This window comes from Nocardia sp. NPDC059691, from assembly GCF_042733915.1.
GTDB lineage: Bacteria > Actinomycetota > Actinomycetes > Mycobacteriales > Mycobacteriaceae > Nocardia > Nocardia sichangensis.
In genome coordinates this window covers 1-12403 of record NZ_JBHWFB010000025.1, presented here as the reverse complement: position 1 = coordinate 12403, position 12403 = coordinate 1, and the positions used below count along the sequence as shown (strand labels likewise).

Annotated in this window: 11 protein-coding genes; 3 read left to right on the top strand and 8 right to left on the bottom strand. The window is 71.1% G+C overall.

Annotation, left to right across the window (positions count from 1 at the left end; all coding sequences use genetic code 11):
• Window positions 1-18 precede the first annotated feature (18 nt).
• The gene (locus ACFV2O_RS35755; RefSeq protein WP_379256139.1) at window positions 19-975 is read left to right on the top strand and encodes a helix-turn-helix transcriptional regulator; all 957 of its coding nucleotides are present in this window, start codon (window positions 19-21) and stop codon (window positions 973-975) included.
• Window positions 976-979: 4 nt separating this feature from the next.
• On the opposite strand, the gene ACFV2O_RS35750 is transcribed toward ACFV2O_RS35755, so the two are convergent.
• Window positions 980-2080: an FAD-dependent monooxygenase gene (locus ACFV2O_RS35750; protein WP_379256138.1), complete on the bottom strand. Its 1101-nt coding sequence runs from the start codon at window positions 2078-2080 to the stop codon at window positions 980-982.
• Between the two features lie 104 nt (window positions 2081-2184).
• Here ACFV2O_RS35750 and ACFV2O_RS35745 point away from each other — a divergent pair, with 104 nt between their 5' ends.
• Window positions 2185-2742, top strand: a complete 558-nt coding sequence (locus ACFV2O_RS35745) for a TetR/AcrR family transcriptional regulator (RefSeq protein WP_379256137.1) — start codon at window positions 2185-2187, stop codon at window positions 2740-2742.
• A 34-nt stretch (window positions 2743-2776) separates the two neighbouring features.
• On the opposite strand, the gene ACFV2O_RS35740 is transcribed toward ACFV2O_RS35745, so the two are convergent.
• The 7 genes from ACFV2O_RS35740 to ACFV2O_RS35710 all read right to left on the bottom strand — a co-directional run bounded on the left by ACFV2O_RS35740 (window position 2777) and on the right by ACFV2O_RS35710 (window position 11244).
• Window positions 2777-4081 carry an amino acid deaminase gene (locus ACFV2O_RS35740; protein WP_379256135.1) on the bottom strand — a complete coding sequence of 435 codons (1305 nt, stop codon included), beginning with the start codon at window positions 4079-4081 and terminating at the stop codon, window positions 2777-2779.
• Between the two features lie 35 nt (window positions 4082-4116).
• Window positions 4117-6888 carry a phosphoenolpyruvate carboxylase gene (gene ppc, locus ACFV2O_RS35735; RefSeq protein WP_379256133.1) on the bottom strand — a complete coding sequence of 924 codons (2772 nt, stop codon included), beginning with the start codon at window positions 6886-6888 and terminating at the stop codon, window positions 4117-4119.
• 66 nt (window positions 6889-6954) lie between these two features.
• Window positions 6955-7374, bottom strand: coding sequence for a VOC family protein (locus ACFV2O_RS35730; RefSeq protein WP_356968964.1), 420 nt, complete (start codon window positions 7372-7374; stop codon window positions 6955-6957).
• A gap of 94 nt (window positions 7375-7468) precedes the next feature.
• Window positions 7469-8017 carry an ATP/GTP-binding protein gene (locus ACFV2O_RS35725; RefSeq protein ID WP_379256207.1) on the bottom strand — a complete coding sequence of 183 codons (549 nt, stop codon included), beginning with the start codon at window positions 8015-8017 and terminating at the stop codon, window positions 7469-7471.
• Window positions 8018-8054: 37 nt separating this feature from the next.
• Window positions 8055-8399, bottom strand: coding sequence for a DUF742 domain-containing protein (locus ACFV2O_RS35720; protein WP_355080657.1), 345 nt, complete (start codon window positions 8397-8399; stop codon window positions 8055-8057).
• Window positions 8396-8779, bottom strand: coding sequence for a roadblock/LC7 domain-containing protein (locus tag ACFV2O_RS35715; RefSeq protein ID WP_355080712.1), 384 nt, complete (start codon window positions 8777-8779; stop codon window positions 8396-8398). Before ACFV2O_RS35715 ends, ACFV2O_RS35720 begins: the two co-directional genes overlap by 4 nt.
• A 41-nt stretch (window positions 8780-8820) precedes the next feature.
• Window positions 8821-11244, bottom strand: coding sequence for a nitrate- and nitrite sensing domain-containing protein (locus ACFV2O_RS35710; RefSeq protein ID WP_379256131.1), 2424 nt, complete (start codon window positions 11242-11244; stop codon window positions 8821-8823).
• Window positions 11245-11638: 394 nt separating this feature from the next.
• Here ACFV2O_RS35710 and ACFV2O_RS35705 point away from each other — a divergent pair, with 394 nt between their 5' ends.
• A complete protein-coding gene (locus ACFV2O_RS35705; protein WP_379256130.1) occupies window positions 11639-12148 on the top strand; it encodes a DUF3558 domain-containing protein in 510 nt (169 codons plus the stop codon).
• The last annotated feature ends 255 nt before the right edge of the window (window positions 12149-12403 follow it).

Genomic DNA, 12403 nt, shown 5'->3' with positions numbered 1-12403 from the left:
TCCGGGCATGCTGGCGTCATGCTGGAAACGTCGGCCCGCCTGCTCGCCCTGCTGACTTTGCTGCAGACCCGTCCGGACCGGACGGGCGCCGAACTGGCCGAACGGCTCGGCGTCACCGGCCGCACCCTTCGCCGCGACGTCGACCGGCTGCGCGAGCTGGGCTACCCGATCCATGCCGCCCGCGGCGCCGCGGGCTACCGGCTAGGCGCGGGGACAGCGCTGCCGCCGCTGCTGCTCGACGACGACGAAGCGGTCGCGGTGGCGGTGGGGCTGCGCGGCGGCACCGTGACCGGGCTCGAAGAGGCATCGCTGCGCGCGCTGACCAAACTGGAGCAGGTGCTCCCGCCGCGCTTGCGGCACCGGATCCGCACCCTGCGCGGCGCCACCGTGCGCGTCGGCGCACCGGCGCCGCAGGTCGATCCGGACACGCTCATGGCCATCGCCGAAACGTGCCAGCGCCACGAACGGCTCCGGTTCGACTACCGCGCGCACAACGGCGCGCTCGGCCCGCGCACCGTCGAGCCGCACACCCTCGTGCACTTCAGCAGGCATTGGTACCTGGTCGCCTGGGATGTCGACCGCGCCGACTGGCGCACCTTCCGGGTGGACCGGATGACCCCGCGGATTCCGACCGGGCCGCGCTTCACGCCCCGGGAGCCGCCGGAAGGCGATGTCGTGGCATATCTTTCGATGCGGCTGTCGGCCCACTCGTGGCCATATCAGGCGACGGTGCTGCTGCACCGATCGGCCGACGACGCCGCCGGGCGCGTCTGGCCCGGTGCGGGCGTCGTGGAAGCCGTCGACGAGCACAGCTGCCGCCTGCACGTCGGCAGCGAGACGCCCGAACAGCTGGTCTGGATGATCACCTCGGTCGATCTCGACTTCACCGTGCTCACCGGCCCACCGGAACTCCTCGACGCGCTCCGCGCCCAGGCCGCCCGCTGCGAGCGCGCGGTACGCGACTTCGGATCGTAGCGAGCTAGCAGCGCCAATCCAGGACCGGCGCGAACGACCTGAGTTGCACCGAATCGGGGATCGCCCGCAGCAAGGCGTTCCGCAGCGCGACGCCGGGCGGGAACGACAGTTGCGCCACCGCGCCGATCCGGCGCGAGCGAGACGCGATCATCCGGGTACGCGGCCCGCGTTCCCGGTCGTAGGCGGTCAGGTCACCGTCGCGGGTCACGACCCTGGCCAGCACCACGGCGTCCTCCAGCGCCTGGCAGGCGCCTTGCCCGAGGTTGGGCATCATCGCGTGCGCGGCGTCGCCGACGAGCGCGATCCGTCCTGCCACAAAAGTTTTCAGCGCGGGCAGGTCGTAGAGATCGTGCCGCAGTACCTCGGCGTCCCCGGCCGCGGCGAGCAGGGCGGGAATCGGCTCGTGCCAGCCGCCGAACCGCGCGCGCAACTCGGCGAGCCCGCCGCTCGCCGTGCCCGCGGGCATGCTCGCGGTGGCGAAGCAGTAGACCCGGCCGTCCGCGAGCGGCGCGTACCCGAAACGCTCACCGCGCCCCCAGCTTTCGCCCATATCGGTGACCGGCTGGTGCGGCGTGACGACCAGACGCCATGCGGTGTATCCGCCGTAGCGGGGCCGAATCTCGCCGCAGACGGCGCGGCGCACCACACTGCGGATGCCGTCGGCGCCGACGACGAAGTCTCCGCTGGACGTCCCGACCGAGTGCACCACCGTGCCGTCCACCCTCGCCTCGGCCACGGTGACACCGGTGCGCAGCGCCTCCGCCGGGATGGCCGACCGCAGAATGTCCACCAGATCGGCGCGGTGCAGCATGATCGGGCTGCCGTACGCCGCCCGGAGCTTCTCGGCGTCGATCCTGGTCAGCCACCGCCCGGTGCGGTCGCGAATACCCGCAGCGCCCTCCTCGACGGCCCGTGCCCGCACCGCGTCGCCCAGGCCGAGTACATCGAGAGCACGCAGGGCGTTGGGCCACAAGGACAACCCCGCCCCGACCTCGGTGATCTCGGCACTCCGCTCGAGCACTTCGACGCGCAGGCCCTGCCGGAGGAAGGCGACCGCGGTCGCCAGACCACCGATGCCACCGCCCACGATGACCACCTCGGGCATCGTTTCCCCTTTCTACGGACCACTCGGCTTCCCGGAACATTACTACGTATGTAGTGTCGCGCGCCGGACTGTAACCGGTATCACTACCGTTGTAGTATCGAGGAATGTCCGGTAAGCGCGAACTCGTCTTGGACGCGGCGATCGAGCTGCTCGGGTCCCGCGGGATCCGAGCGCTCACCCACCGCGCGGTGGACGAGGTCGCGGGCATGCCCGCCGGATCGGCGTCCAACTACTTCCGCACCCGTGCGGCGCTGCTGACCGGCATCGCCGAGCGCCTCGAAGCTCGCGACTACGCGGATTGGGAGGCGCTCAACCGGCGACCCGCCCCCGCCACCATCGAGGAACTCGTCGACGGCACGGCCGCCTTCGTCGTCCACGCGGTGCGGACCGACCGCGCACGGACATTGGCGCGCTACGCGCTGTTCCAAGAAGCGCGGACCTCGCCCGCGCTGCGCGAGACCGTGCGGGGCGGCCACCGCAGGCTGACCGAATGGGCCGCGAGCCTGCTGGCGAACGTCGGCGGGGACCGGGCGACGACGCAGATCCTGGTCGGCCAGCTCGAGGGCATCATCCTGCACCAATTGGTCGATCCGACGCCGGATTTCGATCCGCGTCCGGTGCTGGACCGGTTGGTGCGCGCGCTGATCGCTTCGAACGACTAGCGCCGGGCGTCGCGGCCGAAGCCCGCCGCCACCGTCAGAAGAACGTGTGCAGGAGATCCACCACTCGCGGCGAGGGCGCGTCGGCGTCATCGATCACCGGGATCAGCCGCCATTTGTCGAAAGCCGTGCACGGGTGCGACAGACCGAGCCGAACGACCGCCCCGATGGGCAACTCGGTGGCGGCGCCGCCCGGTAACCGGAGGAAGGCGTGCTGGTCGTTGAGCGCGGAGACCGTCGCGTCCGAGTCGAGCGCACCGCCCCGCAGTCCCGCGACGCGCTGCGGAACCGGCATCCCCTCGTCGAAAGGCAGATCACGTTTGCCCGCGTCGAGCAATGCGAGGCCGGGCTCCGGGCGCGAGAGTGCGCGTGCCCAGCCGTGCATCGCCGAGCGCAGCGGCCGCGCGCACTCGGGAGCCGCCAGTGGCGACATGCTCGCGTAGAAGCCGTCATCGTGGATGACATACGCGCCCGAGCGCAGCACGACCGTCGTCGCGACACCTTGCCTGCCCCGCTCGTCGGACAGCGGGGCGAGGTACTCGAGCGCCAGCTCGGGATAGGCGCTCCCACCGGCGGTGACGACGGCCGGACCGTGATACCGCCCCGCCGCGTCGAGTTCCCGGTGCAGCCGGGCGAGTTCCCCGAGGTAGTCGCGCACCGCGCGGATGCCGGTCGGGGTGCGGTCGTGTGCGAGCGCGCCCTCGTAACCGCCCACCCCGGCGAGCGTCAGCCGGGACGCGCCGGCGATCGCCCGAGCTACGGCGTGCGCCTGCTCCACCGTGCGTGCGCCGGTTCTGCCGTGCGGGCCGCCGAGTTCCACCAGCACCCGGATCCGCGCCGACTCGGGGGCGGTGCGCAGGTGCGCGTCCATCAAAGCGACCGTTTCGGCGCTGTCGGCCCAGCAGTAGAACTCGAAAGACGGATCGCGCGCCGATTCCGCCGCGACCCACCGCAATCCGACCGGGTCAACCAGCGCGTTGGCCAGCAGCACCCGCGCGACACCGAAGGACCGCGCCACCTGCGTCTGCCAGATGGTGGCGAGGGTGATGCCCCATGAGCCCGCGGCCAGCTGATCGGCCCACACCTGCGGCGCCATCGTCGTCTTGCCGTGCGGCGCCAGCCGAACGCCTGCCGCGCGCACCCACTCGGCCATGACCGTGATGTTCTCCGCGAGGGCCGCGCGATCGACCGTGAGCACCGGCGTCTCCAGCTGATCGAGCGCCGGTGCGGCAGCGCGGAGTTCGCGCACGGTCCGCCCCCAGAACGCGGGTGGCATGCCCTTGTGCTCGGGACCGATCCGGCGGTCCGCCAGCGCCGCCACGGCTGCTTCGTCGATCGACACGACGTCCTTCCTACCGGACGCGGGCCCTTCGGCTGCTATCCCGAGTTGCGCAGGGCGGTGGCCAGGCCGTTCATCGTCAGCAGGATGCCGCGTTTCACCAGTTCGGAGTCGTCCCCGGCCCGGAGGCGGCGCAGCAGCTCCACCTGCATCTGGTTCAGTGGTTCCAGGTAGGGGAAGCGGTTGTGGATCGACTCGGCCAGCGACGGGTTGTCGGCCAGCAGGTGATCGTTGCCGGTGATCGCGGCGTGCATGCGGACGGTCCGGGCGTGTTCGTCGCGGATCATGCCGAAGATCTGCTCCCGCAACGCCACGTCGTCCACGAGTTCCGCGTAGCGGGCGGCGATGTCCAGATCGCTCTTGGCCATCACCTGCGCCAGATTGGACAGCACCGTGCGGAAGAACGGCCAGCGGCGATACAGATCCGCCAAGGTCGCCAGACGTTCCGGGTCGCCGCCGATCCACTCCTCCAGCGCGGCACCGGTGCCGTACCACCCCGGCAGCATCACCCGCGCCTGACTCCACGACATCACCCACGGGATGGCGCGCAGGTCCGCGACCGAATTCGTCGGCTTGCGCGAGGCAGGCCTGCTGCCGATGTTCAGATCGCCCACCTCGGCGACCGGCGTGGACTGCCGGAAGTACTCGACGAATCCGGGTGTCTCGTGCACCAGCCGCGCGTACGCGGCTCGGGCGCGGGCCGCCAGGTCGTCCATGATGCCGTAGGACGGCTCGGCGTCGGCGCCGAGACCCTCCACGTCCAGCAGCGTCGACTCCAGGGTGCCCGCGATCAGCGACTCCAGATTGCGATGCGCCGCACCGGGTTCGGCGTATTTCGCGGCGATCACCTCGCCCTGCTCGGTGAGCCGCAGCGAGCCGCGCACCGCTCCGGCCGGCTGGGCGAGGATCGCGTCGTAGCTGCGGCCGCCGCCGCGACCGACCGTGCCGCCGCGGCCGTGGAACAGCCGCAACCGGATGCCGGTCTTGCGGGCGACCTCGACCAGATCCAGCTCCGCCCGGTACAGCGCCCAGTTGGCGGCCAGATACCCGCCGTCCTTGTTGGAGTCGGAGTAGCCGAGCATCACTTCTTGACGCATGCCCTGCGCGGCCACCAGCTCGCGATAGACCGGCACCTCCAGCGCCGCCGACAGCGTGGCCGCACCAGCGCCGAGGTCCTCGATGGTCTCGAACAGCGGGACGATGCCCACCGGGCAACTCGGCGGCCCGTCCGGCTCCCCCGGGTCGAGCAGACCGCCCTCCTTCAGTAGCAGGGCGGCTTCGAGCAGGTCACTGACCGACGTGCACATGCTGATGATGTAGTTCGGCACCGCCGCCGCGCCGAGCGTGTCCACCACGTCGCGGGCGGCGCGGACGATGCCGAGTTCCTTGACGGCCAGTTCGCTCAGCCGGGCGTGCGGACCGAGCAGCGGGCGGCGAGTGCGCAGCTCGGCGGCGAGCAGTTCCACCCGGCGCGACTCCGGCAGGCTCGCGTAGTCGGAGTGCACCCCGGCCCAGGCCAGCAGTTCGGCGACGACCTGCTCGTGCACCTCCGAGTTCTGGCGCATGTCCAGGCTCTGCAAATGGAAGCCGAACGTCTCCAGGGCGTGGCGCAACGTGGCGAGGCGATCGTCGGCGAGCAGGCCGTCGCCACTGCGCCGCAGCGAGGCGTCGATCGCGTCCAAGTCGTCCAGGACGGCCTGCGGAGTCGGGTAGGGCCGCGCCCCGGCATCGAGGCCGTTCGGCGGCACCTGCTCGAGCGCCGCCAGCGCGGTGGCGGTCAGCCGGGCCCGGACGTGGTGCAGCGCACGGCGATACGGCTCGTCGGCGTGCGTCGCCGGATCGGGGTACCCGGTCTCGGCGAGCGCGGCGACCTCGGGCGTCACGGCGACCAACCGGGCCGACAACGACAGCGTCTTCTCCAGTTCCACCAGATCGCGCAGGTAGCGCTCGAACGCGACGCCCGCGGCGCGGGAGGCGGCCTGCCGCACCACCTCGGCGGTGACGTACGGGTTGCCGTCGCGGTCGCCGCCGATCCACGAACCGGGACGCAGCATCGGGCGCGGCAGCAGCTCGACGCCGGGCCAGCGCGAGCGCAGCGCGGCGCGCACCTCCGCGTTGATCGCCGGGATCACGTCGAACAGGGTCAGGTCGTAGTAGCGCAGACCCACCGAGATCTCGTCCTGGATGCGCAAGCGCGCCAAGCGGATCAGCGCGGTGCGCCACAGGCTCAACACCTGGCGGCGGATCCGCCGCTCGAGGTCGGCGCGCTCGCGCTCGTTCTCGGCGTAGCGCTGGCGCAGGCGCATCAGCTCGGTGATCCGGGCCTGCGCGTCGAAGACGGTGCGGCGGCGCGTCTCGGTCGGGTGCGCGGTGATCACCGGCGACACCAGCGCGTCAGCCAGCAGATCCGCGACCCGGGTTCCGTCCAGCGCCGCCGCGTCCAGCTTGCGGTAGGTTGCCGCCAGTGACGAGTCCTGCGGCGGTTCGCCCGCAGTCTCGTGCGCGGCGCGGCGGCGGTCGCGCTGGATGTCCTCGGCCAGATTGGCCAGCAGCACGAAGTAGCTGAACGCGCGGATGAGCGGAAGGGCCACCGCGATGTCCACTCCGTCGAGCATCTCCGCGACGGCGCTGCGCCCGACCTCCTCGCGGCGCACCCGGAACGCTTCGATGCGCACGCGCTCGATGAGGTCGAAGACCTCCGGCCCCTCGTGGTCGCGAATGGTGTCGCCGAGCACGCCACCGAGGAACCGGATGTCGTCGCGCAGCGGCCGGATGGCGTCCTGTTGGGTCTCGCTCGTCGTTTCACCCATGATCAGACAGTATTGTCCTCCGGCCCGCCGGGAAATGCGACGCGGCCCACACCGGCCGCGCCCGGCTCAGCCGGGGAGTTCGGAGAAGCGCAGGTGGTTGCCCCACGGGTCACGGAACCCGCAGTCGCGGACGCCGTACGGCTGCGAGATCGGCTCCTGCGTCACCTCCACCCCGGCGTCGCGCAGCCGGGCGAACGTGGCGTCCACGGCATCGGTGGTGAAGATCAACGTGCCCTGCGCCCCGTTGGCCAGCCGGGCCCGCGCCGCCGCGGCGGCCGCCTCGTCCGGCACCATCTCGGGGGTCTCCAGAATGAACTCGATGCCCGGCTGCTTCGCCGGCCCGACGGTCAGCCAGCGCCCACCGGCGAACGGCAGGTCCGCACGCACTTCCAGACCGATCACGTCGCGATAGAACTCCAAGGCCTTGTCCTGGTCACCGACCAGCACGCCGATGTGGGTGAGGCCGAGGTCCGCGCCGTTGCTCATGATGATGCTCCTTCTGTTCGTCAGGGCCGGGCAACAGTACGGACGACGCACGCGCGGCGAATTCATCGGTCGCGGCGCAATCTCGCGGCGATTCTCAGCCCGCGTCCCTTGCGGTCAGGTGATCCGTCCGGTGCAACAGGACCTGTTCGAGTAGCGAGACCAGCACCTCCTTGACCGAATCGCGCTGCCTGGCATCGCATTCCAGCACCGGGATCCAATCCTCCAGTTCGAGCGCCTCGCGGACCTCGTCGAGGTCGAAACGCGTGCTGCCGTCGAAGCGGTTGACCGCGATGACGAACGGCGTGCCGCGTGCCTCGAAATAGTCCAGTACCGGATAGCAGTCGTCGACGCGGCCGGTGTCCACCACGATCACCGCGCCGAGCGCACCGTCGACCAGGTCGTCCCACAGGAAGACGAAACGGTCCTGGCCCGGCGTGCCGAACAGGTACAGCAGCAGCGAGCTGTCCAGGGTGATGCGCCCGAAGTCGAGGGCGACCGTGGTCTGCGTCTTGTCGGCCCGATGCCCCGCGTCGTCCACGCCGACGGCCATCTCGGTCATCGCCGCCTCGGTCACCAGCGGCTCGATTTCGGAGATGGCTCCGATGAATGTCGTCTTCCCGACGCCGAAACCACCGCTGACCACGATTTTCACCGAGGACGGCATGGTAGGCGTTCGCATGTCAGAGTGCCCGGACAAGGTCCCTGATCCTCTCGATGGCGGCGGCGGTGAGCTGGTCGGCCGAGCGCACGGTCACGTGTCCGGTGGCGGCCAGGTCGCTGACCACGACCTTGGCGACCCCGACCGGCACGCCGAGCGCGGCGCCGATCTCGGCGATGGAGTGCGGCCGCTGGCACAACCGCACGAGGGTGCGCTGCTCGAAACGCAGCGGCGCGGACAGCGCTGCGGGCTCGGCCCGCACCAACGTCTCGATGCGCAGTCCGTCCAGCAGCGGCCTGGTGCGTCCCGCGGTGACCACGAAGGGCCGCACGAATCGGTCCTCGCCGGAGGCGAATTCGTGTCTCATCGCCGCAGCGACTCACGCAGTTCGGCGATGAGCGCGGGATCGAGCAGCGCACCAGCGCGGTCGGCGAGCACCGCCATCTCGTAGCCGACCAGACCGACGTCGCAACCGCTGTCGGCGATCACGCCGAGACAGCTGCCGTCGCCCATGGCGGAGACGAGCAGGAACCCGCGCCTCATCTCGATCATGATCAGTTTCAGGCCGTCGAAGGAGTAGCTGCGCGAGGCGCTGCGGGCCAGCCCGACCAGCCCGGACACCATGGCGGCGAGCCGGTCGGCGGAGGCGCGGTCCAATCCTTCGGACATGGCGATGAGCAGGCCGTCCGAGGACACCGCGACCGCCTCGCGCACACCGTCGGTCTCGCGAACGAAGTTGGCCAGCATCCAATTGAACGTGTGCGGGTCGGCGCTCGATATGTGGGTGGTCACCGGATCTCCTCTGCCATGGTCGCGGCGGGCTGGAATTCGGGCGCCGCGTCGGCGGCGCGGACGCGGTCGTCCCGCGCGGCGGCGTGCCGTGCGGGCGCGCCACGCTGATGTCCCGTCCGGAAGGAGGACAGCATGCTGCGGATCTCCTCGGGTGAGCGCTCGACCGCGGGGGCGGGCTCCATGCGGGGCGGCGCGTCGGGCCGCGCGCCGGTGGCGGCAGCGCGGGCCTTCTTGTTCCGTTTCACCAAGCCGTTCTTGGTGTGCCGCGCCGCGGGTTCGCTCGGCGCCGGGCCGGATGGCTCTTGTGCGCGGCGGGATTCGATGAGACCGGCGCTCGCTGTCGGCTCGGTCCGTGCGGAAACGAACTGCGTGTAGGGCGACGACCCGGCGTTCACCGCGTGCGCCGGTGGGCCGTCGGCGGTCGTAGCGGTAGCGGTAGCGGTAGCGCGCGATTGTGGCCTCGAACCGCTCGGAGACCCAGCGGTATCGCCCACCGTGGCGGTGTGGGAGGTGGCGGGATCGTCGCGCCGATCCGGCTCGGTCTCGACCATGCCGGGCGGCAGCGTCAGGCGCGCGACGATGCCGCTCACCGGCGAGACGCTCAGTTCGACCGTGATGCCGAGCCGCTCGGCGAGCCTGCCGACCACGTAGTGGCCGAGGTGGCGGGTCGGTGCGACGACGAAGTCCTGTTCGCCGCGCAATCGTGCGTTGGCCTGGGCCAATTGGTCGGCGGGCATGCCGACGCCGTGGTCGACCACCGCGAGCAGGTACCCGTTGGGCCCGGCGCGCCCGTAGATCTCCACCTCGACATCCGGTGGGGAGAACGCCAGCCCGTTCTCGATCAGCTCCGCGAGTATGTGCGCGAGTTCGCTGGCCGCCGCGCCGGCGATGAGCACGTCGTCCATCCGGCGCAGCACCACCCTGCGGTAGTCGTCGACCTCGGACAGGCCCGCGCGGATCACGTCGCTCAGCGGGATCGGCTCGGCCCAGCGGCGCGGGCTCGCCTCGCCGACCAGCACGAGCAGGCTTTCGGCGTTGCGGCGCATGCGGGTGGCGAGATGGTCGAGCTCGAAGAGGTTCGACAGCGCCTTGGGATCGAGCTCCTCGCGTTCGAATTCGCTGATCAGGCCGAGCTGGCGGCGCACGAGGTTCTGGTTGCGGCGGGCCAGGCTGACCATCGACTCGGTGGTGTTGCGGCGCACCAGCGCCTGCTCCGACGCGAGGTCGAAGGCGGTGGACTGCACCCGATCCAGCGCTCGGGCCACGGCGACGATCTCGACGCCCGCCCCCGGCGGTGGTCGCACCGGGGCGGGCGGGTCGGGCGGCCGGGTGTCGTCGCCGGTGCGCCAGGCCGAGATCACGTCGGGCAGCCGCCGACCGGATACGTCGTCGGCGTCCGCGGCCAGCGTGGCCAGCGGCCGGACGATCGCGCGCACCGCGGCGACGACCAGCGCCACCTCCAGCGCGATCGCCGCCAGCGCGGCGAGCACGAACGCGCCGAGGGCCAGCGCGGCGTCGCCGCGCAACACCTCTGCCCGCTGCCGCACGTCGGCGCCGACCGTCTGCTGCACGGTGCGCTGCTCGTCGATGACCGCGGTCATCCTGGTCCACCAGGCGATCGGATCGACCGGGCGCGCCAGCGGTCCGCCGCCCGCGGCGATCGCGACGTTCTCCGACTCCGCGGCCGCGTCCGCGTCCGCGCCGTCCAGCACGGCGTCCAAGCGCGCCTGCTGAGCGCCGGTCGCGTCGCGGGCGAACGCGGCCAGTCCGGCCAGTTTGGCCGCGCGGATGTCGAGGAATTGCACGTACTCGCCCGGCCCGAAGGCATCCGCGGCGAAGACGCCGTTGAGGAAGCCGCGCTCGCGAGCCGTCTGCTCCTTCGCCTCACCCAGCGCGTACAGCGCTTGCAGCCCGTGCCGGACCACCGGGTCGGCGGCCTGATCCAGACCGAGGGACAGGTGGTTCAGGGCGTCGATCGCGTCGGTGTAGTACTGGAACGCCGCCTGCCGGGGTTCTCGCCGCTGGTCGATCGTGGATCGGGTCGCGTCCAGATCGGCCAGCGGCCGGGCGGCCTCCCGCACCCGCTCCGCGCCGGGCGGACCGTCCGCCACCGCCTGCCGCAGGGCGCGCAAGGCGCGGTCGACCGCACCGCGCTGGTCGTCGACCGGCTGGCGCAAGCGCTGGTCGCCGCCGAGCAGGCCATTGGTCAGGCCGCGCTCGCGCTGCGTCTCGTGCACCAGGTCCTGCACCGCCAGCGCGAGCGTCACCGCGGCGACTGTGTCCCGGCTCTTCCGGTACGCGTCCACTTCGCGCGCCACCAGCGTGCCCAACAGCGCGAGCACCAGCACGAGCGACACCACCAGGATGCGGGCCAGCTGCCCGCGGATGGTTCGCGGGCGCACAATTCCGCTGCCGGACACCTGGCGTTCACCATCGGAAATGCGGAGGGGGACAACCGGTGTGCCGCCGGAATTCTCCGGTCGTCCAGGTGACCGCACCACCCTCTGCTCCTCCGATCAGCCGCCGCGCCTGCTCCACAGCGAGCACGCGGAAATCAAGGGGAAACTGTCACACGGCCTACCCGTCGTCAACGCGAGAATCGGGCAAAACGGACACTGTGCGGACTTCTAAACACACTGGCAACGAAGAGTTACGAGCGCGACAAAACCGGCATCCGCGAACGAATGCCGAGACTCGTTGTGTCCTACCCACCTTCGCCCGCCGCGAAACCTCGCGGCCCGACTCTGATACAGTCCGGCGCGACAAACCGGATGGCAAGAGGGCTGGATGGCGCACCGAATTACGTTGGTTCCCTTGGCGATCGCACTCGCGTTAGGACTGGCCGCCTGCGGCGACGAGTCCGGCGGGTCCCCCGCGACGACCACCACGCAGACCGCGAGCGCCGCGGGCACGGCCACCCAGCTGTTCGATCCCTGCACCGGCATCCCCGACGCCGCGCTGACGAGCGCCGGACTCGACCCGGCGAGCAAGCAGGTCGGCGTCGGCGGGGTGAAGCAGCCCGGTTGGGAGATCTGCGGATGGAAGGGCGCCGACTTCACCCTCGGCGTGTTCTCCAACAACATGTCCGTGGCCGAGTTCGAGCGGAAGCCGGGCAATGTCGACTTCCAGGACGTCACCATCGCCGGACGCACCGGACGCCAGTTCCGCGTGGACGACGCCGCCAAAGACCAAATGTGCGACGTACTCTTCCCCGCCCGGCAGGGCCTGCTGCAACTGACCCTGGTCAACAAGACCGCGGACCAGAACCCCTGCGATCGCCTCGCGACCATCGGCGAAGCGATCGTCCCGGCGCTGCCGAAATAGCACCGCCCCCCTCGGCGCAGGACCGGGTACGCATTCGCCTGGCGCACCCGACAACCACGACCATCTCGCGGCGGCATCGGCAAACTCAGACGGTTACTCGCGCACGCAACCACACCAGCTCAACCACCGGTTTCGAGCGAAGCGAGACCGAGCATGCGCCGTTCGCGGCCCGGCTCGCGTCCGAGTGGCCGTCGCGTCCGCGACGAAGGAGCAAGCGGCGGTCGCTCGGACGCGAGCCATGAAGGGGCCGCGAAC

Bases quoted from the DNA above. Each gene is read 5' to 3' on its own strand.
- ACFV2O_RS35750 (WP_379256138.1), bottom strand. From the start codon at position 2,080: ATGCCCGAGGTGGTCATCGTGGGCGGTGGCATCGGTGGTCTGGCGACC.
- ppc (WP_379256133.1), bottom strand. From the start codon at position 6,888: ATGGGTGAAACGACGAGCGAGACCCAACAGGACGCCATCCGGCCGCTG.
- ACFV2O_RS35720 (WP_355080657.1), bottom strand. From the start codon at position 8,399: ATGAGACACGAATTCGCCTCCGGCGAGGACCGATTCGTGCGGCCCTTC.
- ACFV2O_RS35715 (WP_355080712.1), bottom strand. From the start codon at position 8,779: ATGCTGGCCAACTTCGTTCGCGAGACCGACGGTGTGCGCGAGGCGGTC.
- ACFV2O_RS35745 (WP_379256137.1), top strand. From the start codon at position 2,185: ATGTCCGGTAAGCGCGAACTCGTCTTGGACGCGGCGATCGAGCTGCTC.
- ACFV2O_RS35755 (WP_379256139.1), top strand. From the start codon at position 19: ATGCTGGAAACGTCGGCCCGCCTGCTCGCCCTGCTGACTTTGCTGCAG.
- ACFV2O_RS35730 (WP_356968964.1), bottom strand. From the start codon at position 7,374: ATGAGCAACGGCGCGGACCTCGGCCTCACCCACATCGGCGTGCTGGTC.